The sequence below is a fragment of the Pedomonas sp. genome, from assembly GCF_036515995.1.
Lineage (GTDB): Bacteria > Pseudomonadota > Alphaproteobacteria > Sphingomonadales > Sphingomonadaceae > Pedomonas.
Map to the genome: position 1 here is coordinate 1 of NZ_DATBUP010000159.1, position 21,946 is coordinate 21,946.

The following is a 21,946-nucleotide window of genomic DNA, read 5'->3' on the forward strand; positions in this document are numbered from 1 at the left end:
GATCGCGGCGTGAAGGCGGAAGCCACGAAGAAGACCGAAGCGGTGGTGGGTGCGGACACGATCTTCGGCTCCAACACCTCGACCCTGCCGATCACCTCGCTCGCCGAGGCGTGGAGCAAGCAAGAGAACTTCATCGGCATCCACTTTTTCTCGCCGGTTGAGAAGATGCCGCTGGTGGAGATCATCACCGGCAAGAACACCGGGGATCGCGCCATCGCCAAGGCCATGGACTATGTGGCGCAAATCCGGAAGACGCCGATCGTCGTCAACGACAGCCGCGGCTTCTACACCTCCCGCTGCTTTGGCACCTACGTGACCGAGGGCTACACCATGATCGGCGAGGGCGTGACCCCGGCGCTGGTGGAGAACTGCGGCCGACAGATCGGCATGCCGGTCGGCCCGCTGGCGGTGGGCGACGAGGTGGCCATCGATCTGTCCTGGAAGATCAAGAAGCAGACCATGGCCGACATCGGCGATGCCTACGTGCTGACCGAGGGCGACCGGGTGATCGACCGCATGTACGAACTGGGCCGCTTCGGCCGCAAGACCGCCAAGGGCTTCTACGAGTACCCGCAGGACGGCGGGAAGAAGTACCTGTGGCCGGAGATCGACGAGGAGTTCGGCAGCCTGCCGGAAGACAAGCAGCCCTCGCCCGATGAGGTGAAGACGCGCCTGCTCTACCGGCAGATGGTGGAATGCGCCCGCTGCTTCGAGGAAGGCGTGCTGACGACGCCGGAAGACGGCGACATCGGCGCGATCTTCGGCTGGGGCTTCGCGCCGTTCACCGGCGGCCCGTTCAGCCACATGGACACGCTGGGGATTGCCAACGTGGTGAAGGAGCTGGACCGGCTGGCGCAAGCCTACGGCCCGCGCTTCGCCCCGCCCAAGCTGCTGCGCGACATGGCGGCGAAGGGCGAGACCTTCTACGGCGGGCTTTCCGCCAAAAAGGCAGCGTAAACGTTGCTTGCGTGAGGGCTTTGGGGGCAGAGCCCTGCTGTAACCGTGCTTGGTCAGTGCTTATGGCGGCGTTTCCGGTGCAGGCCGGAAGCGCCGCTTTTCTTTTCAGGCCGGGTCTGGCGCACTGGAGCCTTTTGCAGGTCGCACTTTTGTTCACCGCAGGCCATTCTACCCTGCTCGAAAGCTGCTCTATATGCTGAGATCTGGAATGAGGGAGAACAAGCGCATGTTCATCGCCATGAACCGTTTTCAGGTGCTGCCGGGCAACGAGGAGGCCTTCGAGGCCGTGTGGATGAACCGGGACACCTATCTGAGCGAGGTGCCGGGCTTCATTGAGTTCAGCCTGCTGCGCGGCCCGCAGGCGGAGGATCATACGCTCTATTCCTCCCACACCGTCTGGCGTTCCCGGGAAGACTTCGAGGCGTGGACGCGTTCGGAGGCATTTCGTAATGCCCATCGCAACGCAGGCGATAACAAGCCGCTCTATCTTGGCCACCCCCGCTTCGAGGGGTTCGAGGTCATCCAGTCCGTCAAGCCTGAGTAAGGGGAGGCGAGGCCTCCCCCTGGTGGGGCGGCCTCAGTTCTGCGCGCCGCCGGCGGCGCGGGCGCGGCCCAGCGCGCTGCGGCGGCGGCTGTAGGCGAAGTAGACGACGAAGCCGATCACGTTCCAGATCACGAACCGCTCCAGCGTCAGCGCGGGCAGGCTTAGCAGGAAGTACAGGCACCCGAGTGCCGCGATGGGCGCGAAGATCCACGCCAGCGGATAGCGGAAGCTGCGCTTGGCATCGGGGTAGCGCACGCGCAGGGCCAGCACGGTGACCGCCGAGGCGATAAAGGCCGTGAGCGTGCCGGTGTTGGTAAGCTCGGCAATCTCGCCCAGCGGCAGGAGACCGGCGACAACCGCAATACACACCGCAACCGCCGCCGTGACCATGCGCGGCGCGCCGGACTTGCTGACCGTGGCCAGACGCGAGGGCAGCAGACCATCGCGCGCCATGGAGAAGAACACGCGGGTCTGGCCGTACATCATCACCAGAATGACCGTGGGCAGCGCCAGAACGGCGGCCGCCGCGATGATGCTGGAGGCCAGCGGGTGGCCGATGAGGTTGAGGATCTTGGACAGCGGCGCCGGATCGTCCGCGAACAGGGAGAAGTGCGCCGCGCCCACGGCGGCACCGGCCACCACCATGTAGATGATGGTGCAGACGAGAATGGAGCCGACGATGCCGATGGCGACGTCACGCTCCGGACGCTTGGCTTCCTCCGACGCGGTGGCGACGGCATCGAAGCCGAAGAAGGTGAAGAACACGATGGCGGCGGCCGTCATCAGGCCCTTGGTTTCCCCGCCGATCTCCTGCGCGAAGAAGCCGAACGGCAGGAAGGGGTCGAAGTTGTCCGCATTGAAGGCGGTCAGCGCAAGGACGACGAACAGGCCGAGGGCGGACAGCTTGACGGTGACGAGAATGGCGTTGAGGCGGGCGCTGTCATGCACGCCGCGCATCAGGAGCGCCGCCACCGCCAGCACCGCGAGCACGGCGGGCACATTGACGATGCCGCCTGCGTGCGGCCCGGCCGTGAGCGCGACGGGCAGGTGAATGCCCGCCGAGGCCAGTGCGCTGACCACGTAGCCGGACCAGCCGACGCCGACCGCCGCGCAGGCGACCGAATATTCCAGCACCAGACTCCAGCCGACGAACCACGCCGGAATTTCGCCAAGGCCGATGTAGGTGTAGGAGTAGGCGCCGCCGGACTCATGGACCATGGAGCCGAGTTCGGCATAGGCCAGCGCGGCCAGAGCACAGACGCCCCCCGCAAGCGCGAAGGCCAGCACGATGCCCGGCCCGGCCCGGTCCGCGCCGACGCCGATCAGGGTGTAGATGCCGGTGCCGACGATGGCCCCGACGCCGAGTGCCAGCAGATGCGGCCACCCCAGCTGGCGAGTGAGGGACTGCCGTCCGGCGGCGGCTTCTCCGGTTGGCAATGGCTTGAGGCGCGTCTGCATACTGAACCCGATCCAGTCGTCATGTTGCAATGGCCAACGTTGCGCGGGTGCAGGAGATGCCGCTGGACGCGCTGCCGGTCGCATTGTCTGCGTAAGGATACAACGAAATGTCCATACTTGAGCGCCCGAACCGGCGCAACCGGACCATCTTTAGTAGCACGGACGGCGCAGGAATGTTTCCGGGGGCAGGCCGCCGAACCGGGCGGTAGAAAGGAAAAGGCCCGCCGAGTGGGCGGGCCTTGCGTTTCCGGAAGGACTTCAGGCAGGCGTGAGGCCGGTGGGCGCATCGGCCGGGGCCGGTGCGGCGGCGCTGCCCGCGTGGCAGACGACGCGCTGGATCATGTCGGCTGCCGTGACGATGGGGTTGGACTGGTTGATGCTGATGTCGCCATCCGGCGTCAGGCAGATGTCCCCCAGCGCATAGCGGGTGCGCTCGAGCTGGTAGGCGCTGAAACGGGGGTGGACGGCAAAGGCGCGGTCGATGGCGGCGATGAGGTCGGCCTCGGGCGTGATGACCTCGCCGAAGCGCCACATGGCGAAGTCTTCATTGCCCTGCCACGACGAGGCGTGGGCATCAATGAACAGGCAGGGGCGGGGCCGCACCAGATATTCATACACCTGACTGCTGACGTCACCGACGTAGAGATCGGCAGCGAGGGTGTAGGTCATGTCGATGCAGCGGGGGGAGCCGAGATCGACGAGAATGCGGCCGGGCACGGACAGGGCTTCCCACTGGGCGCGCTTCTCCGCGCTCCAGTTCCGGGCGAGGCGGACGTGGGGCGCAAAGATGAGGTTGTAGCGACCATCCTGCGCCACGCGCTCGATCAGCGTGCGGGCCACGGCCTCGAAAGAGGAAAGCTCGGTCTGGAAGTGCGGATTGTAGAGAACGACCGGCAGGCCGTTGTCGAATAGAGGCTGGTCTCCCTTGTGCTGGCGGGCCATGGCCGCAACCTTGACCGGCCCGGCCACATGGCAGCGCTCGGGGCGCACGAGGTTGCTGGCGACGAGGCGGTCCCGATCCTTGGGGCCGGCGACGAACACATGGTCGAACAGCCGGAAGCGCTTCTCGAACCCGACGGCCCGGTCTCCGGCCCCGTGGGGAATGTGCAGGAGCGGCGGGCAGCGGCCGGGAAGCTGGCGCAGCAGGGTGCTGGTGCGCTCGGCCGTGAGCAGGGCGTCCGCATCCCGCAGGCGGGACGACCAGAGGAGCAGCTTGGCCAGCTTGTGCAGTGACGCAGGCAGGGTGCGCTCCAGAAGGGCAGGCAGGCGCATCAGCACGACTTCGGGCTGGGGCATGGCCAGCGCGGCGGCCATCTCCACAACGGCGGCCTGTTCGGCGGCAGTTGTGACGAAGATGCGGACCCGAATGTCACGCCGCCGGTGAATCTCGAACGCGACCGGCAGGAAGTGGGCGAACTGGTGGCAACCGCCGATGGCGGCGACGTTCAATCGAAAGGCTGGCAATCGAAAGGCTGGTGCGGTTGGGGAAAGTGGGATCGAGATGTTTTGCATCATCGAAGGTGCCGTTCCATGGTTTGACCGTGACGCAACAAGGTGGCGAGGGCGGTCATATGTAGCCGTTCACCGTAAGGACGGGGTGCAGACCCGATCAAGCTCGATCCAGTCGTAGAATCGAGGTCAGGCCATCGAGCGCGTTCACGCGAGACTTTGATAAATGAGGATTTTTATCGACATGGCACGCTCTTCGTCATGAGGGCTGGCCGGTCAGCCGGGCATATGCCCGAGCTTCATTGCCGAGCTTTCCACGCGGTATGTGCATTTGCAATGATGAACTGCGGATGAGCGAGGGAATATTTCTGGGGGTCATTCGTACACTACCCTTTGGCCTCGGTGCGCCTGCTCCCCCTTGTGGACTAGGTCCCAGTGGGCCGGGCACACAAAAAGCCCGCCGTTTCCGGCGGGCTTCCTGTTCAGATAGGCTGAATCTTCAAGCTTGCCAACTGCGGGGGTCGGCCGGCCAGGCGGCTTACCAGCCGCGAAGACTCGCCAGTTCTGTGCGGCTTACCAGCCGCACAGACTCACCGGTTTTGTGCGGCTTACCAGCCGCACTGGCGACCCTTGTTCTGCTCCTGAAGGTAGGTCATCAGCGGTGCGAAGTAGTTCTGCATCGGCTGGGTGGACATCTTGTCCGAGCCGGTGAAGACCTTCAGCGCTTCCGGCCACGGCTTGGATGCGCCCATCTCGAGCATGGCGTTGAGCTTCTGGCCCACTTCCTTGTTGTTGTAGATCGAGCAGCGGTGCAGCGGCCCGGTCCAGCCGGCCTGCTTGCAGGCGGCCTCATGGAACTGGAACTGGAGGATGTGGGCGAGGAAGTAGCGCATGTAGGGCGTGTTGCCCGGAATGTGGTACTTGGCGCCCGGATCGAAGTCGGCCTCGGTGCGCTCGACCGGCGGGACGATGCCCTGATAGTCGTGACGCAGCTTGGTCCACGCGGCGTTGTAGCCCGCCGGAGTGACCTCGCCCGAGAACACCTGCCAGCGCCACTTATCGACGACGAGGCTGAACGGCAGGAAGGCGATCTTGTCGAGCGCCTGGGCCATGAGCAGGCCGACGTCACCCTCGGCCGACGGCTCCTTGTCGAGCAGGCCGATATTCACCAGGTAGGCGGGCGTGACCGACAGGGCGATGAAATCGCCGATGGCCTCGTGGAAGCCGTCGTTCGCGCCGTTCATGTAGAGCATCGGCTGCTTGTTGTAGGCGCGCTGGTAGAAGTTGTGGCCCAGCTCGTGGTGGGCGGTGACGAAATCGTCGCCGTTCACCTTGGTGCACATCTTCACGCGCAGGTCGTCCTTGTTGTCGAGGTTCCATGCGCTGGCATGGCACACGACTTCGCGGTCGGCCGGCTTGGTGATGAGCGAGCGTTCCCAGAAGGTTTGCGGCAGCGGCTCGAAGCCCAGCGAGGTGAAGAAGGTCTCGGCGGTCTTGATGATCTGCTCGGGCGACTGTTTCTTGGCGACGAGCAGCTCGGTCAGGTCATAGCCCTTGTCGGATTTGGCGGGAGCAACGATGTCATAGACGTTGCCCCACTGCTGCGCCCACATGTTGCCCAGCAGGTCAGCGCGGATCGGGCCGGTCTTCGCCTGTACGGAATCGCCGTACTTCTCGTTCAGCTCGGCGCGCACGTAGCAGTGCAGCTGCTCGTAGAACGGCTTCATCTCGGTCCACAGGCCGTCCGCCATCTTGGCGAACTCCTCCGGCGGCATGTCATAGCCGCTGCGCCACATGGCGCCGGTGTCCTGGAAGCCCAGTTCCTTCGCGCCCTGATTGGCGATCTCGACGAGGCGGGCGTAGTCCTGCTTCATCGGGCGGCCGACGTTGTTGTGCCAGCTGACCCACATTTCCTGAAGCTTGGCCGGATCACGCACCAGACCCATCTGCTCCTCGATGTCGGAGCCGGAGATCTCCTTGCCGTCCAGCGTGCCGCGGCCCTTGCCGTAGGTGGACTGGAGGCGGGTGGCGATGTCGTTCAGTTCCTTGGCCGCGCCGGGGGTGGAGGGCGCGGGCAGAGTGAGGCCCTGCTTCAGGATGTCGAGCTTGCGGCGGGTATCGTAATCCAGCTTCAGGTCATTGAAGCGGGCCGCGCCCTTGGCGTACTTCACGCCCAGCTCGGTGAACTCGGCGCCGGAGCGGGAGGCCAGCCAGTCGGAGTCGTAGTTGATGTAGGTGGCGTTGATCCACGCGATGCGGGATGCGTATTCGCTGAGATCGCCCAGCACCTTCTCGGCCTCCGCGACGAAGGCGGCGGCTTCCTGGGCGGTGGGACGGGCGGTGCTGGTCTGCTGGGCAGGCTGCGTCTGTTGGGCAAGGGCCGGGCCGGCGGCAACCGTAAGGCTGAGCGCCATGGCCATGGCGGTAGCAGTGGTTCGCATGCGTGGATTCCCCGAATGACTGTTTGGATAACCGGAAGAAACTCCGTTTCGCCGCCGGGGTCAACGTTTCAGGCGGGTAAAGGGTCCGATTCGGGCCTGTTTCGGACCTGCCAGTATCGGGGGGGGCTGCCGGAACAGGCGCAGGGCAGGGGGACGTCTGGCCGCGTTGGCAAGGAGGCAAGGACGTGGCATGAAGGGAGAACCCCGATTGCCCAGTCTGAGGGCCCAGATTTGAGGAGGCCGCAATGCAGGCATCCATCAACGCCCGTCCCGCCCCGCCGGCGCTGAGCCCCGAGGAGCAAAAGGCGCGTGCGCAGATCACCCCCGAGATGATCGAGCGGCTGGTGCGCGGCTTCTATGAGCGGGTGCGGGCCGATGACCTGATCGGCCCCGTGTTCAACGAGCGCATCAGCGACTGGGAGCCGCACCTGCAGAAGATGTTCGCCTTCTGGGAGTCCGTGGCGCTGGGCACGGGGCGCTACGAGGGCGCGCCCATGCGCCAGCACATCGCCCTTCCGGTGAGCAAGGAGCACTTCGACCGCTGGCTCGCCCTGTTCGAGCAAACGGCGCAGGAGGTGTGCCCGCCGGACGTGGCGGAGTATTTCGCCGTGCGCGCCTGGCGCATCGCCGCCAGCTTCGAGATGGGTATCTACGCCAGGCGGGGCGAGATCCTGCCCACGCGCCAGCGGCCGTGGTCGCCGGGCCAGTCGCTTTAAAAGCGAGACCGGCCTGACGACATCTGGCGGCAGGCGCTACCTTTCCGTGGTTCAGCTCGAAGTCGGCTCGCCCTTGGGGCCGGGCCGCTGGACCTCGTCCCGCTGGTCGGGCCGTGAGCGGGCTTCCCGGCCCGCCCGTGCTTCCTGACCCGATTGCCTGTCGGAGGCGCGGCTGCCGCGGCGGTCCGGCCCGGTGTAGGCGGGCTGGGCAGCGGCAAGGCCGGTGGCCATGTCTGCCGCCTCTCCATCCGCACCCGCGCCGAGCGAGGGATCCGGCACCCGGTCTTCCGCCGTGGCGGGGGCGGGGACCTGTCCCTGTCCCTGTCCCTGTCCCTGGCCGCGCCGCTCGATGCCCGGGGCGTTCGGCGGATCGCCCGCCCGGCGGTTCTCCGCCGTGGGCGGATGACGGCGCATGGCGACGATCTCCTCCGGCGACAGCGGCGGGTCATCCCAACGGCGGCGCATGGTAGAGGCGGAGTAGACCGGCCAGTCCGGCGAGGGGATGGCGCGGTAGGCCGCGCGCAGGGCCTCGCCCCAGCGCTCCCGCAGCATGCCGTAGTAGGGGTCCTGATCCCGCAGCCGCTGGCGGTAGCTCACCTGCAGGCTGTCTCGTCGGTAGACCAGCACGTCGATGGGCATGCCGACCGTGAGGTTGGAGCGGATGGTGGCATCCATCGAGATCAGGCACAGCTTGATACCGTCATTCAGCGAGGTCTCGAAGGTGGCTGAGCGGTCAAGGATGGGCTTGCCGTACTTGGTCTCGCCGATCTGCATGAAGGGCGTGTCGGCCGTGGCCTGAATGAAGTTGCCCGCCGAGTAGATGTGGATGAGCTTCATCGGCCCGCCCTGTACCTGCCCGGCGAGGATGACCGAGATGTCGAAATGCACGTGCTGCTCGCGCAGCGCCTCGCCGTCATACTCGTGCACTTGGCGGATGGCCGCGCCGATGAGCTGGGCCGCCTTGAGGATGGAGGGGACAGTGTAGATGGTCTCCGTCCGGTGGGTTTCGGGGTCTTCCAGCCCATCCTCGATAAGGCTCATGACGTGCTGGGTGACGGCCAGATTGCCCGAGGTCATGGCGACGATGACGCGCTCGCCCGGCCGCTCGAAAACGTGCATCTTGTTGTAAACGGCAATGTTATCAACGCCTGCGCTGGTGCGGGTATCTGACACCAGCACCAGCCCTTCCCGTAGAAACAGCCCTACGCAATAGGTCATCATCATCCTCCATGCGGCGGGATAGGGGTCCGGGAAGGATAACGCCCGAGGATCGCAGATGGCGGCGCAGGTTGCCGCGACGAGAGCCTTTTCCGATCTGACTGAATTAGATCGCGGCTCTAACTTCTTTGTTGGTCGCACCTTTGTGCAGCGCAGGGTGTGCCACCCTGCTCGAAAGCTGCTCTATTCGCTCAGAAAATCAGCGATGGCCTGACGGAACTCGGGAACGGTGATGGAGCTCATGTGGTCTCCGGGCACCTCAAGGAAGCGCGCGCCGGGGATGGCGGCGGCAAGGTCCGCGGCCGAGCCGTTGTCGTCATCCTTCACGCCCGCAAGCACCAGAACCGGCTGGGTGATTCCGGCCAGAACCTCTGCGGGCGTGTCCACATGACTGGCCAGCACGAGGGCGGCGGCCTCCGGGTTGGTGCCGGTGGACTTGAGGAAGCGGGCGACGCGCCCCTCGGGCGTGAGCGGCCTGGCGCTCTCCCGGTTGCGGATGGTCTCGATGAACCAGTTCACTCGCGGCCCGGCGTTCATGATGCCCGGCGCGCCCATGCCGCCCAGCACGATGCGGCGGGGCGCAAGGCCGTGGGCGACGACGGCGCGGGTGACGGTGCGGCTGCCGAGCGAGTAGCCGACGAGGTCATAGTCGGTAAGGCCGAGGTGGCTGACGACGGCGACCAGATCGCGCGCCAGCACGTCTGCCGGGTAGGCGGCGGGGTCGGTTGGCACGTCGGAGTCGCCGTGGGCGCGCAGGTCGGGCAGGATGACCTGAAAGCCGCGATCCACCAGCGCCTGCGCAGTGCCGTAATCCTCCCAGTTCACCTTGCCGGAGGAGAGGAAGCCGTGCACCAGCACGACGGGGCGGCCCTCGCCCAGAACCCGCACGGACAACTCGACGCCATCGAAGCTTTTCACACGCATGACCAACCTGCTCTGTTGCCGTCGGCCCTGCGCGGGCGCGGCGGGAAACGGGGAAAATCCACGCGGTTATGCCTGCCCTTTCTGCGCTGTGGCAATAGGCGGGCGGTTGAACTATTCATCAACCGTACAATTTCAATGCAGGAACGTGTTTCTTGCGGAACTTGAAATCAAAGGGAGATCTCGCATGCGCCATTCATCCTTCCTGTCCTTGGCCGCTTTCGCCATGGCCGCAACCGTCAGCGTTTCGGCCTGCGCCAAGGGCGAGAACGCCGTGGCTGAGCTGCGCGATCTGAAGGGCGCGGTCGTGGGCCAGGCCACCCTGACCCAGCAGGGCAGCGACGTGGTGGTGAAGGGCTCGGTGAAGGGCCTGCCCGCCGGCGTGCACGCCTTCCACATCCATCAGGTCGGCAAGTGCGAAGCGCCGTTCACCTCGGCCGGCCCGCACTACAACCCGCACAACAAGGCCCACGGCCACGAGAACCCGCAGGGCGCGCACGTCGGCGACCTTGAGAACGTGGACGTGAAGGCCGATGGCGAGGAAACCTCCTTCGACCAGATCGTGAAGTCCGTGCGCCTCTCGGCCGACGAAGGCCCGGCCATCCTCGATGCCGACGGCGCGGCGCTGGTGTTCCACGCCAAGGCGGATGACTACAAGTCCGATCCGGCCGGCAACGCGGGCGACCGCCTCGTCTGCGGCGTGATCGAGGCGAAGTAAGCCGATCTCATTACTGCTTTGAGAACGCGAAGGGCTGGTGGCGACGCCGGCCCTTTTCGTTTTCGGGCAGAGGGTGGGCGGTCAGGCTGTCAGGCGGTGGGGCGGGTGGCGATCCACGTGCCGCCGATCAGCGCCACGGTGGCCGGGATGTAGGCCATGGGCGGCTGCAGGAAGACGAGGCCGATGACCGCGCTGCACGCAAAGGTGAGCAGGGCGAAGAACTTGCCCTTGGAGCTGATGGCCCGCTTCTCCCGCCACGCCATGATGTGCGGCCCGAAGATGGGGTGCTTTACCAGCCTCTCCTCCAGCTGCGGATTGCCCTTGGCGAAGAAGAACGCCGCCAGAATGACGAACGGCACCGTCGGCAGCAACGGCAGCACCGCGCCGAGAACGGCAAGGACAAGGCTTGCATAGCCAAGGCAGGCATAAAGGCGACGCATGCACGGACCCTAGCAGAGCCGGTGATCCGGCCAAAGGGGGATCGGCCAAGGCTGGATGCGAAATACGGAGGGGAGGCGCGGGGGAGGACGGGTGGAGGCGGGTGCCTTTTAAGAATTGCAAAAAACCTATTGACAATCGTCACGATACAATGATAGGTTCTGGGTATGGTGGGAAGGTGTGGGTTGATTCATTTTTCTATCTCGAAAATGCAGGCGAGGCAGACTGTAATGAACGAAACTCCAAGTCGGGCCAGTTTGAAAGAAATCTTGGCGGGCGATGCATTGGAAGAGGTTCTCTGCGAAGACTCGTTCGGCGACTATGTCGAAGTCACGCCCCGCCTGTTGGCCATGCTGAACCTACGTGACTGCAAGGAGCAGTTAGAACGCTGGAAGTCGGAACCACTGCGGCTTGCGCAAGCAGCGAAGTCCGCACACCTCGCGATGCAGTCAGCCTTGACCGATGCGCTTGCCGGACCGGCGGGCATTGGAGCCTACACCGATGCTTTGCGCACTGAGTATCTTGCTTATTTTGACGAGGCAGCACCGCCACCAGAAAGAGATTTCGTGCTGCCATTCCCGAAGCTACTTGCGCGGGCGATGGAACAACCGATGGAATGGAGTGGGCAGAAGCTCGAGGTTTCGCATAATGAAACAAAAGCGCTGGAGGAGTTGACTTTCGTTCGCCATCGAGTTGAGCACCCCCGTCCACAATCCCACCTCATCGAGCCACAATTCATTGCTCGCACTCTGCCGGTTGCAGCGCGCTTAACCCTCGAACTGCTCGATATCGGCGCGCATCACTACGAGGACGGAGAGCGCGCAGCCGTGGAATCGGCAGTTGCAGCTATCTCGGCACTTTGCGCGGAGATCGACTGACCAGCACCGGCAACGGCTCCTAATGGCGCCTGAACACCAAAAAGCCCGCCGGTTGGCGGGCTTTTTGTTTGTGCGGTTGGGAAGGGGCGGGATGTGGGAGAGACATCCCGCCGCCTGTCTTGGCCGCCGCCTGTCTTGGCTGCCGGAGGCGTTGCGGCCGGGGCCGCGTGGGACAGTCACGCCTTCCTGAGCCTGCGGCTTCCTGAGCTTACGCCTTCTTGAGGTGGCGGCGGCCGAGGAGTTCGGCGATCTGGATGGCGTTGAGGGCGGCACCCTTGCGCAGGTTGTCGGAGACGCACCAGAGGGCCAGGCCGTTCTCGACGGTCGGGTCCTTGCGGATGCGGCTGATGTAGGTGGCGAAGTCGCCCACGCACTCGATCGGGGTGGTGTAGCCGCCGTTCTCGCGCTTATCGACGACCATGATGCCCGGAGCCTCGCGCAGGATGTCGCGCGCTTCCTCGGCGGACAGCGGCTGCTCGAACTCGATGTTGATGGCTTCGGAGTGGCCGACGAACACGGGCACACGCACGCAGGTGGCGGTCACCTTGATGTCCGGGTCGAGGATCTTGTTGGTCTCGGCTGACATCTTCCACTCTTCCTTGGTGTAACCGTCGTCAAGGAAGCTGTCGATGTGCGGGATGACGTTGAAGGCGATCCGCTTGGTGAACTTCTTCGGCTCGGCCTGATCGCCGACGAAGATGGCGCGGGTCTGCTCGAAGAGCTCGTCCATGCCGTCCTTGCCCGCGCCGGAAACCGACTGGTAGGTGGAGACGACGACGCGCTTGATCTTGGCGCGGTCATGCAGCGGCTTCAGCGCCACCATCATCTGCGCCGTGGAGCAGTTCGGGTTGGCGATGATGTTCTTCTTGGTATAGCCGTCGATGGCCTCCGGGTTCACCTCGGGCACGATGAGGGGAACGTCCGGGTCCATGCGGTAGAGCGAGGCGTTGTCGATGACGACGCAGCCCTGAGCCGCAATCTTGGGAGCCCACACCTTCGACACGTCAGAACCCGCGGACATCAGGCAGATGTCGACGCCGGTGAAGTCGAAGTGCTCAAGGTTCTTGCACTTCAGGGTCTTGCCGGTCTCGCCCAGCTCGACTTCGACGCCAACCGAGCGCGAGGAGGCCAGGGGAATGATCTCGTCGGCCGGGAATTGGCGTTCGGCCAGAATGTTCAGCATTTCGCGGCCCACGTTTCCGGTGGCACCGACAACAGCAACACGATAGCCCATGTCAATCTCCGTCATATTATGCGGCGGACTTATGTCCGCACGCGCCGAATATTTCAAGAAACGAAATGTTTCTTGTCTAAAATAGCAATTTTATTGCTTGGCTTGGTCGGGCTTCGTTTCGGGTGCGAAGGGCCGTCTCCCGTGAGGCGGCCCTTCAGAATCCACTCAGCCCAAGGCCGCAAGGCGCTCCAGAACGGCGTCGCCCATGCCGGACGTGCCCACCTTCTGGCAGCCCTCGACCCAGATGTCACCCGTGCGGACGCCGTCCGAGAGGGTCTGGGAGACAGCCTGTTCCAGTTTGTCGGCGAGCGCCCCCTGGTCGAAGGAGAAGCGCAGCGCCATGGCAACCGACAGGATGGTGGCGCAGGGGTTGGCGATGCCCTTGCCGGCGATGTCCGGCGCGGAGCCGTGGATCGGCTCGTACATGGCGGGCTGCTTGCCGGTGACGGGATCCTTGGCACCCAGCGAGGCGGACGGCAGCATGCCGAGCGAGCCGGTGAGCATGGCGGCCGCGTCCGACAGAAGATCGCCGAACAGGTTGTCGGTCAGGATCACGTCGAACTGCTTGGGCGCGCGGACGAGCTGCATGGCGCAGTTGTCGGCCAGAATGTGCTCGAGCTGAACGTCAGCATACTCGGCATCGTGCAGCTTCTGGACCTCTTCCTTCCAGAGCAGGCCCGATTCCATGACGTTGTGCTTCTCGGACGAGTGCACCTTGTTGCCGCGCTTGCGCGCCAGCTCGAAGGCGACGCGGGCGACGCGGTGAATCTCGGAGGTGGTGTAGACCTGCGTGTTGATGCCGCGACGCTCGCCGTTGCCAAGGTCGGTGATGCCGCGCGGCTCGCCGAAATAGACGCCGCCCACCAGCTCGCGCACGAACAGGAGGTCAAGGCCCTCGACGATCTCGCGCTTCAGCGAGGAGGCATCGGCCAGCGCCGGGAAGCACAGGGCCGGGCGCAGGTTGGCGAACAGGTCCAGCGCCTTGCGCACGCCGAGGAGACCGGCCTCCGGGCGCTTGTCATACGGCTGGCCCGCCCACTTGGGGCCGCCCACCGCGCCCAGCAGAATGGCATCCGCCGCCCGGGCCTTGTCCAGCGCCGCCTCGGTGAGGGGGACGCCATGCGTATCAATGGAAATGCCGCCGACCAGATCATGCTCGATGGCGACATCCAGACCGCGATTGTCCCGCAGCCAGTTCAGAACCTTCTCGGCCTCGGCAGCGACTTCCGGACCAATGCCGTCACCGGCGAGAATCAGAAGGGTTTTGGTCATGCTCTTGCCCCTTGTGTTGCAGTGCCTGCTCGTTTGGGGAGCAGGGGAAATTCTGGCTGTCCTGTTGGCCTTCGGCCTTCGCTGCGCGAGGCTTCATGGGGGTCTTATGACCCCCATGCCCCCGTTCTTTTACAGGGCCGCGCGCTTCAGGACGGGCGCGGCCCTATTCACGAAGGGGGCGCGGGGGATTGAACAATCCCCCGGTAAGCCCGCCGCAGGCGAGGCCGAAGGCCAGAGGCGATCAGCTTGCCTTGCGATCCAGGCCCGCAGCGCCCGGCAGCCACGGCTTGGCGGCGTCCCGGGTGGCTTCGAAGGCGGAGATCTTGTCGGCCATTTGCAGGGTGATGCCGATTTCATCGAGGCCGTTCAGCAGGCAGTGCTTGCGGAACGGGTCGATCTGGAATTCGAAGCGGTCCTGGTACGGCGTGGTGACGACCTGGTTCTCGAGATCGATGGTGATCTCGGCTTCCTTGGCGACTTCCAGCAGGCGGTCGACGGCTTCCTGCGGCAGCACGACGGCGAGGATGCCGTTCTTGAAGGCGTTGCCGGAGAAGATGTCGGAGTAGCTGGGGGCGATGATGGCCTTGACGCCCATGTCGCCCAGCGCCCACGCCGCGTGTTCGCGGGAGGAGCCGCAGCCGAAGTTGTCGCCCGCGATGAGGATGGGCGCGCCCTTGTAGGCGCTTTGGTTGAAGATGGCGTTCGGGTTTTCCGAGCCGTCTTCATTGTAGCGGATGGTCTCGAACGCCCAGACGCCCAGGCCCGCCTTGGTGATCGCCTTCAGGTGGCGGGCCGGGATGATGACGTCCGTGTCGATGTTGCGCTGGCCGAAGGGAATGGCCGTGCCGGTGAGCAGCGTGAATGCCTGCATGGGATTGTACTCCTTCCCTTACGCTACCAGCTGGCGGACGTCGGTGAGACGGCCGGTGATGGCGGCGGCGGCGGCCATGGCGGGCGACAGCAGGTGCGTGCGCGCGCCGGGGCCCTGACGGCCGACGAAGTTGCGGTTCGAGGTGGAGGCGCAGCGCTCGCCGGCGGGCACCTTGTCCGGGTTCATGCCCAGGCACATGGAGCAGCCGGGCTCGCGCCATTCGAAGCCCGCTTCGGTGAAGATGCGGTCCAGCCCCTCGGCCTCGGCCTGGAGCTTGACGAGGCCGGAGCCCGGCACGACCAGCGCCTGACGGATGTTGTCGGCGAGCTTGCGGCCCTTCACCACGGCGGCGGCGGCGCGCAGGTCCTCGATGCGGCTGTTGGTGCACGAGCCGATGAAGATGTTCTGCACTTCCACGTCCTGCAGGCGCTGGCCGGGGGTGAGGCCGAGATACTCCAGCGCCTTGGCGACGGCGGCCTGCTTGGAGGGATCGGCAAAGTCAGCCGGCGAGGGGACGACGCCGGTGATCGGCGCGACGTCTTCCGGGCTGGTGCCCCAGGTAACGAGCGGCGCGATCTTGGCGGCATCGATGAACACGGACTTGGCGTATTCCGCGCCCGCGTCGGTGGCCAGCGAGCGCCAGTAGGCGACGGCCTGATCCCACACGGCGCCCTTGGGCGCGCGCGGCTTGTCGGCGAAGTAGGCGACGGTCTTCTCGTCCGGCGCGACGAGGCCGGAGCGGGCGCCGGCTTCGATCGACATGTTGCAGACGGTCATGCGGCCTTCGATGGACATGTCGCGGATGGCCGAGCCGGTGTACTCGAGCACGTAGCCGGTGCCGCCGGCCGCGCCCAGCTCGCCGCAGATGGCCAGCGCCACGTCCTTGGGCGTGATGGAGAAGCCGAGCTGGCCTTCCACCCGCACTTCCATCGGCTTCGACTGCTTCAGCAGCAGGGTTTGCGTGGCCAGCACGTGCTCGACCTCGGAGGTGCCGATGCCGAAGGCCAGCGCGCCGAACGCGCCGTGGGTGGAGGTGTGGCTGTCTCCGCAGACGACGGTGGTGCCGGGCAGGGTGAAGCCCTGCTCGGGGCCGACGACGTGGACGATGCCCTGCTCACGCGCGGTCATCTCGATGTGCTCGATGCCGAACTCGGCGCAGTTGGCCTTCAGGGTGGAGACCTGCGTTGCGGACTGCGGGTCCTTGATCGGCAGCAGCGCGCCGTTCTCGACGCGCTTGGTGGTCGGCACGTTGTGATCGGGCACGGCGAGGACGAGATCCGGGCGGCGCACACGGCGGCCGGTGGCGCGAAGCCCCTCGAACGCCTGGGGGGTGGTTACCTCGTGGATGATGTGGCGGTCGATATAGAGGAGGCTGGTGCCATCCGGACGGCGCTCGACAACGTGATCATCCCAGATTTTTTCGTACAGGGTACGCGGGCCGCTCATGATGTGTCCTTCAACGTGCCTTGAGTGTTATTTTCTGTCTGCTACAGGCCAAAGAAAAGCCGCGCCAGTGGAGATTTCCACCGGCGCGGCTCTTTTTATTCCTGGCTTGATTTCCGCTTGAGAAAGCGGGCTCAGCCCTCGCCGCCGCCGGCTGCATTTGCAGTCGGTTTGTCGCGAAGTTCAGCAATACGGGCGGACTTACCCGAACGCTGGCGCAGGTAGTAGAGCTTCGCGCGACGCACGTCACCGCGGCGGACGACCTCGATCGAGTCGACGATCGGACCGTACAGCGGGAACACGCGCTCGACGCCTTCACCGAACGAAATCTTGCGAACGGTGAAGCTGGAGCCCAGGCCCTTGTTGGAGCGAGCGATGCACATGCCTTCAAAGAACTGAATACGGCTGCGCTCGCCTTCCTTCACGCGGACGCCGACACGCAGGGTGTCGCCAGCGCGGAACTGCGGAATGGCCTTGGCTTCGGTGAGCTTTTCAATCTGCTCTTTTTCGAGCTTTTCGATCAGGTTCATTGTCCTGTCCTTACCTTCTCAAGCTGCTCGCCAGAGGGCGACCGTGTGATCCTTGCGAGCCCTTACGAGCGACCCTTGCGGGGCTTGCCCTTGGGAGATGCCTCCCGCCGGGCCTCGTAAGCCTCCCAGAGATCCGGCCGCCATAGCCGGGTTCTCTCCTCCGCCTGAGCGCGTCGCCAGGCGGAGATACGCGCATGATTTCCGGAGAGCAGCACCTCCGGGATCGTGCGCCCCTCCCACTCTCGTGGTCGGGTGTAGTGTGGATACTCAAGGAGTCCGTCCCATGAGGCATCCACACTGAAACTCTCTTCGGACTCGCTTTCCGCCGCACCCATGACGCCGGGCAGCAGGCGGACCACAGAGTCCAGTATCACCATCGCCGCCATTTCGCCGCCGGAGAGAACGTAATCCCCGATCGAGACCTGTTCGATCTGGGTTCCGTTGCTGAACGTGTGATCGAACACCCGTTCATCGATCCCTTCGAACCGGCCACACAGCAAAATGACACCTGACCCCTCACTCAAGGCCTTGGCCCGTTGCTGGGTCAGAGGCTTGCCCCGAGGGGTCGGTGCAATAACCGGAACATCCGGCTGTCTGGCAATGGCATCCTCGACACACCGTCCCACCACGTCGGCCCGCATGACCATGCCGGGGCCTCCGCCAGCGGGAGTGTCGTCGACGGATCGGTGCTTATCGCTCGCGAATTCCCGGATGTCCAGAGTTTTCAAACCCCATACGCCGTTGTTCAGAGCGGTGCCCGCCAGACTGTGGCCAAGGGGGCCGGGAAACATGTCCGGCAGGATGGTCAGCACGGTGGCGGTAAAGGGCATGGGGCTACTCTTCGTTCTTGTCCGGCAGTTGGAGCCGGTCGTCTGGGGCAGGGTTCCTGTTAGCGGCGGCACACGGCGTTGACCATACCCCGCGTGGCGGCGGCACACGCCCTATTGCCCGCATCGTTCGGGTTCGAAACGGCGTAAGTCTTTGTTCATATTGCGTTCATTCGTTCACCGGCCCTGAGGGGCGGTTGGGCGGACGGGTTTCGGGTGGTCGCTTCTAAGCGGCCATCCGTCCGGTGCGGATGGGTCTAATGGCGGGGTGCGCTGTTTCTGTTCCCGGGTGGCAGGCTGTCACATGGCCCACCCGAGTTTCCCAGGTTCACAGAGTTTCCCAGGTTCACACAGCGGAGATCGCACATGACCATGCTGAAGACTGCACTTTACGCCGGTGTCGCGGGCTTGCTTCTAACGTCGGGCGGCGCTTTCGCCCAGTCGACACAGGGTTCCTCGTCGTCCGGCACTGGCGCCACGACGACGTCTCCGGGCACCACGTCCCCGGGCGCGACCGCGCCGGACGTGACGACGCCGGGCACCACCCCGAACATGCCCTCGACCACCGATCCTTACGGCGACATCAGCCCTGAGGCCGGTTCGGCCGCTGGTTCCACCGCTTCGGGCAGCGAGCACGGCTCGGAGACCAGGTCGACCACGACGACCACGACCAAGCACAAGAAGACGCAGGCCGAGAAGGACCGCGAGCGTCGTGAAAAGGAACAGAATCCGCCGACCCAGGGGCCGGAGCTTTAATAGAGCTGATGTGATGGCGCGGCCCGCCTCGGGCCATGCCTCCATCTTCTCGCTGGTTCAGGCAACGAAGGCCGGGTCGATGACGATCCGGCCTTCGTCTTCAAGGACGTCCGGCACGGCATCGTCGATGAACGGGACAAGGCAGGTCTTGCCGTCCGTCATCAGGATCTCGAGCAGATCCGTCGAGCCATAGTTGGGAACCGCGATGACCTCGCCGATCACCTGCCCATCGGGGGTGACGGCGGTCATGCCGATCAGATCGATCTGGTAGAATTCGTCTTCCTCCGCCGGGGGCAGGGCCTCGCGCGGGACGGAGAGTTCAAGGCCGCGAAGCTGCTCGGCAGCGGTGCGGTCGGTAATTTCCTTGAACCGGGCGATGACGCCGTTGGGCTGCACCCGGACCTTGGAGACGGTGAGCGTGCGGTTGCCCGCATACAGCGTCTTGTAGCGCTCCAGCCCCTTGGGGTCATCGGTGAAGGGGCGGATGCGAACCTCCCCTTGCAGGCCTTGCGGCCCGGTGATGACGCCCAAGGTGATGGCAGAGCCAGCGGCGTTGCCGTCGGCCGTTCGCGTATTATCGGAACCCGCCCCGGTGGGACCCTGGGAAGGTGCATCGTCACGAACGGCCATACGGCAATACTCCGCTATCAGGTAAGGACTGCTTACTCAGCAGCGCCTTCGCCAGCGGCTTCAGCAGCAGCTGCGGCAGCGGCAGCGGCCTTCTCGGCGCGCTCTTCAGCGCGTTCCTTGGCCTTCTGACCCGGCACGCCCTTGTTCGGGTTGTTGCGGGCCGGACGCTTGGCAACGCCGGCGGCGTCCAGGAAGCGCAGAACGCGGTCGGTCGGCTGAGCGCCCTTCGCGATCCACTCCTTCGCCTTTTCGACGTCGAGCGTCACGCGCTCCGGGTTGTCCTTCGCCAGCAGCGGGTTGTAGGTGCCGATCTTCTCAAGGAAGCGGCCGTCGCGCGGGGAGCGCGAGTCAGCAACAACGATACGGTAGTACGGACGCTTCTTGGCACCGCCGCGTGCCAGACGAATCGAAAGAGCCATTGTTATTTCCTTCCTCGTGTCGAGCCTGTCGTAACCTTGCCTGTGCAGCTTTTGCACAGTTCAGCCATCCTTCCCGCGACAGGCGCCGGTCGGACGGCTGTGTTCTTATTTCTTCATGAACTTCTGCCAGCCCGGCGGAAGCTTGGGCATGCCGCCGCCCAGACCTGGCAGGCCTCCCGGAAGACCGCCGCCCGGAAGACCCGGGGGCAGGGCGCCGCCCGGCAGATCGCCACCGGGCATGCCGCCCGGAAGGCCGCCGAGACCCTTCTTGCCGCCGCCGAAGAGGGAGCCCAGCGCGCCGAGCCCGCCCATCTTCTTGATCTTCTTCATGGCGGTGGCCATGTCCTGATGCATTTTCAGGAGCTTGTTCACTTCCTGCACTGTGGTGCCGGAACCCTTGGCGATGCGGATCTTGCGCTTGGCGTTGATGAGGTCGGGCTTGGCGCGCTCCTTGGCGGTCATCGAGAGGATGATCGCCTCGAGGCGGTTCAGCGCCTTGTCGTCAACGCCGGCGGCGTCGATCTGCTTCTGCATCTTGCCCAGACCAGGCAGCAGGCCCATCACGCCCTTGAGGCCGCCGATGCGCTTCATCTGGTTGAACTGCATGCGCAGGTCATCCATGTCGAACTTGCCCGCCGCCATCTTCTTGGCGAGCTTCTCGACCTCATCGGCCTCGACGGCTTCCGCCGCCTTCTCGACGAGGCTGACGACGTCGCCCATGCCGAGGATGCGGCCCGCAACGCGGGACGGGTTGAATTCTTCCAGCGCATCAAGCTTTTCGCCGACGCCGATGAACTTGATCGGCTGGCCGGTGACCGCGCGCATGGAAAGCGCCGCACCGCCGCGGCCGTCGCCGTCCATGCGGGTCAGCACCACGCCGGACAGGCCGACCTGATCGGAGAACTGGCGGGCGACGTTGACCGCGTCCTGACCGGTCAGCGAGTCGACGACGAGCAGGGACTCGGCGGGCCTGGCCTCGGTCTTGACGGAGGCCAGCTCGGCCATCAGCTGCGCATCGATGTGCAGGCGGCCCGCGGTGTCGAGCATCAGCACGTCGAAGCCCTGCAGCTTGGCTGCCTGCAGCGCGCGCTTGGTGATGTCCACCGGCATCTGGCCGGGGATGATCGGCAGGGTGGCAACGCCCACCTGCTCGCCCAGCACCTTCAGCTGTTCCTGCGCCGCCGGACGCTGCACGTCGAGCGAGGCCATGAGGACCTTCTTGCGCTCGCGGGTCTGCAGGCGGCGGGCGATCTTGGCGGTGGAGGTGGTCTTACCCGAGCCCTGAAGACCGATCATCATGATGACGGCGGGCGGGGTGATGTCGATGGCGAGCTTGCCCGCCTCGGCCGCGGCTTCGCCGCCCAGCATCTCGACCAGCGCGTCGTTGACGATCTTGACGACCATCTGACCCGGCTTGACCGACTTGATGACTTCCTGGCCGACGGCGCGCTCGGTGGCCTTCGCCACGAATTCCTTCACAACGGGAAGGGCAACGTCCGCCTCCAGAAGCGCCACGCGGACCTCGCGCATCGCTTCCTTGACGTCCGCCTCGCTCAACGCACCACGACCCGTCAGCTTGTCAAAGACTGATCCCAGCCGTTCGCTCAGAGACTCGAACATGCCTGTTCCCCGTCTGCCTCAGGCCCTTGCGGGCCCTTCGGCGTTTGGCCCGCCGCGTTGCCGGTTAAAGCGCCGCTTGGGGCCGTTTTCACACAAAACACAAATGGCGCCGGTGGGCGAAACCTCGCTGACCGACGGGCATCCGTGGATGCTTCAAAATGTACCGCTTCTTTGGAAGCTCCCTGGCGATACACCTCTCGGCCCGGGGAGTCAATGTGGCCCGCACCCTGTTCGGCATCTGTCGAGGGGAAGCTGGTGCCTAAATGATAAGGCCCTGCGAGACAGGAACCCGCAGGGCCTTGGTAGAAAGGGGCCATATGCATGACCGTCTGGATGCGGGACAAGATAAACCATGGCACCGGCAGTGCAACAGCTGAATGGTCGAATACCGGCCGAACTTCTTTTGAGTTTCTGTTTTAAATTAGTTTAATTACAATGACATACGACCATTGCGCTCTTGCGATGCCGCGCTTTGGCTGTTCCCATGGGCCTGCTCGGCTGGCTGGTTGACAGGGCGGCGGCGCGTCTGCCGACAGCCTCCAGGATCTGCGTCTCCCGAAGACCATGGGATGCGGCAATCGACGACGGGCTAGAAAGGGGGATCCT

21 protein-coding genes are annotated in these 21,946 nt (G+C 64.9%); 6 read left to right on the forward strand and 15 right to left on the reverse strand.

Features of this window, described 5'->3' with window-relative positions:
- A partial coding sequence (locus tag VIG90_RS12095) for a 3-hydroxyacyl-CoA dehydrogenase NAD-binding domain-containing protein (protein WP_331593776.1) occupies positions 1-957 on the forward strand: 957 nt, incomplete at its 5' end.
- Positions 958-1,165: 208 nt separating this feature from the next.
- On the forward strand, positions 1,166-1,501 hold the full coding sequence (locus tag VIG90_RS12100; protein WP_331593777.1) for an antibiotic biosynthesis monooxygenase: 336 nt from the start codon (positions 1,166-1,168) through the stop codon (positions 1,499-1,501).
- Between the two features lie 33 nt (positions 1,502-1,534).
- Here the strand turns inward: VIG90_RS12100 and VIG90_RS12105 are convergent, their stop codons facing one another.
- The 3 genes from VIG90_RS12105 to VIG90_RS12115 all read right to left on the reverse strand — a co-directional run bounded on the left by VIG90_RS12105 (position 1,535) and on the right by VIG90_RS12115 (position 6,849).
- Positions 1,535-2,959, reverse strand: coding sequence for an amino acid permease (locus tag VIG90_RS12105; RefSeq protein WP_331593778.1), 1,425 nt, complete (start codon positions 2,957-2,959; stop codon positions 1,535-1,537).
- A gap of 258 nt (positions 2,960-3,217) precedes the next feature.
- On the reverse strand, positions 3,218-4,408 hold the full coding sequence (locus VIG90_RS12110; RefSeq protein ID WP_331593779.1) for a glycosyl transferase: 1,191 nt from the start codon (positions 4,406-4,408) through the stop codon (positions 3,218-3,220).
- A gap of 608 nt (positions 4,409-5,016) precedes the next feature.
- Entirely contained in the window at positions 5,017-6,849 is a 1,833-nt protein-coding gene (locus VIG90_RS12115) for a M2 family metallopeptidase (RefSeq protein ID WP_331593780.1), read from the reverse strand.
- 245 nt (positions 6,850-7,094) lie between these two features.
- Here VIG90_RS12115 and VIG90_RS12120 point away from each other — a divergent pair, with 245 nt between their 5' ends.
- A complete protein-coding gene (locus VIG90_RS12120; protein ID WP_331593781.1) occupies positions 7,095-7,565 on the forward strand; it encodes a group III truncated hemoglobin in 471 nt (156 codons plus the stop codon).
- 51 nt (positions 7,566-7,616) lie between these two features.
- Here the strand turns inward: VIG90_RS12120 and VIG90_RS12125 are convergent, their stop codons facing one another.
- Positions 7,617-8,783: a hypothetical protein gene (locus VIG90_RS12125; RefSeq protein ID WP_331593782.1), complete on the reverse strand. Its 1,167-nt coding sequence runs from the start codon at positions 8,781-8,783 to the stop codon at positions 7,617-7,619.
- 183 nt (positions 8,784-8,966) lie between these two features.
- The gene (locus tag VIG90_RS12130) at positions 8,967-9,707 is read right to left on the reverse strand and encodes an alpha/beta hydrolase (RefSeq protein WP_331593783.1); all 741 of its coding nucleotides are present in this window, start codon (positions 9,705-9,707) and stop codon (positions 8,967-8,969) included.
- Positions 9,708-9,891: 184 nt separating this feature from the next.
- Between VIG90_RS12130 and VIG90_RS12135 the strand changes: the two genes are divergently transcribed.
- Positions 9,892-10,422: a superoxide dismutase family protein gene (locus VIG90_RS12135; RefSeq protein ID WP_331593784.1), complete on the forward strand. Its 531-nt coding sequence runs from the start codon at positions 9,892-9,894 to the stop codon at positions 10,420-10,422.
- Between the two features lie 89 nt (positions 10,423-10,511).
- Here the strand turns inward: VIG90_RS12135 and VIG90_RS12140 are convergent, their stop codons facing one another.
- Positions 10,512-10,862, reverse strand: coding sequence for a YbaN family protein (locus VIG90_RS12140; protein WP_331593785.1), 351 nt, complete (start codon positions 10,860-10,862; stop codon positions 10,512-10,514).
- A 228-nt stretch (positions 10,863-11,090) separates the two neighbouring features.
- Between VIG90_RS12140 and VIG90_RS12145 the strand changes: the two genes are divergently transcribed.
- Complete coding sequence (locus tag VIG90_RS12145) at positions 11,091-11,738, forward strand: hypothetical protein (protein WP_331593786.1); 648 nt, start codon at positions 11,091-11,093, stop codon at positions 11,736-11,738.
- Between the two features lie 208 nt (positions 11,739-11,946).
- Here the strand turns inward: VIG90_RS12145 and VIG90_RS12150 are convergent, their stop codons facing one another.
- The 6 genes from VIG90_RS12150 to trmD form a co-directional block, all read right to left on the reverse strand.
- Positions 11,947-12,972 carry an aspartate-semialdehyde dehydrogenase gene (locus VIG90_RS12150; RefSeq protein WP_331593787.1) on the reverse strand — a complete coding sequence of 342 codons (1,026 nt, stop codon included), beginning with the start codon at positions 12,970-12,972 and terminating at the stop codon, positions 11,947-11,949.
- A 165-nt stretch (positions 12,973-13,137) separates the two neighbouring features.
- The gene (gene leuB / locus VIG90_RS12155) at positions 13,138-14,244 is read right to left on the reverse strand and encodes a 3-isopropylmalate dehydrogenase (protein ID WP_331593788.1); all 1,107 of its coding nucleotides are present in this window, start codon (positions 14,242-14,244) and stop codon (positions 13,138-13,140) included.
- Positions 14,245-14,485: 241 nt separating this feature from the next.
- On the reverse strand, positions 14,486-15,115 hold the full coding sequence (leuD, locus tag VIG90_RS12160) for a 3-isopropylmalate dehydratase small subunit (RefSeq protein ID WP_331593789.1): 630 nt from the start codon (positions 15,113-15,115) through the stop codon (positions 14,486-14,488).
- Positions 15,116-15,133: 18 nt separating this feature from the next.
- Positions 15,134-16,561 carry a 3-isopropylmalate dehydratase large subunit gene (gene leuC / locus VIG90_RS12165; protein ID WP_331593790.1) on the reverse strand — a complete coding sequence of 476 codons (1,428 nt, stop codon included), beginning with the start codon at positions 16,559-16,561 and terminating at the stop codon, positions 15,134-15,136.
- A 131-nt stretch (positions 16,562-16,692) separates the two neighbouring features.
- A complete protein-coding gene (gene rplS, locus VIG90_RS12170; protein WP_331593791.1) occupies positions 16,693-17,088 on the reverse strand; it encodes a 50S ribosomal protein L19 in 396 nt (131 codons plus the stop codon).
- Between the two features lie 62 nt (positions 17,089-17,150).
- Positions 17,151-17,918, reverse strand: coding sequence for a tRNA (guanosine(37)-N1)-methyltransferase TrmD (trmD, locus tag VIG90_RS12175; protein ID WP_331593792.1), 768 nt, complete (start codon positions 17,916-17,918; stop codon positions 17,151-17,153).
- Positions 17,919-18,281: 363 nt separating this feature from the next.
- Here trmD and VIG90_RS12180 point away from each other — a divergent pair, with 363 nt between their 5' ends.
- The gene (locus VIG90_RS12180) at positions 18,282-18,671 is read left to right on the forward strand and encodes a hypothetical protein (RefSeq protein ID WP_331593793.1); all 390 of its coding nucleotides are present in this window, start codon (positions 18,282-18,284) and stop codon (positions 18,669-18,671) included.
- Positions 18,672-18,728: 57 nt separating this feature from the next.
- Here the strand turns inward: VIG90_RS12180 and rimM are convergent, their stop codons facing one another.
- From rimM to ffh, 3 genes are all read right to left on the reverse strand, one after another.
- Positions 18,729-19,301: a ribosome maturation factor RimM gene (gene rimM, locus VIG90_RS12185; protein ID WP_331593794.1), complete on the reverse strand. Its 573-nt coding sequence runs from the start codon at positions 19,299-19,301 to the stop codon at positions 18,729-18,731.
- A gap of 32 nt (positions 19,302-19,333) precedes the next feature.
- A complete protein-coding gene (gene rpsP / locus VIG90_RS12190) occupies positions 19,334-19,720 on the reverse strand; it encodes a 30S ribosomal protein S16 (RefSeq protein WP_331593795.1) in 387 nt (128 codons plus the stop codon).
- A 105-nt stretch (positions 19,721-19,825) separates the two neighbouring features.
- Complete coding sequence (gene ffh / locus VIG90_RS12195; protein WP_331593796.1) at positions 19,826-21,340, reverse strand: signal recognition particle protein; 1,515 nt, start codon at positions 21,338-21,340, stop codon at positions 19,826-19,828.
- Positions 21,341-21,946: the final 606 nt, after the last annotated feature.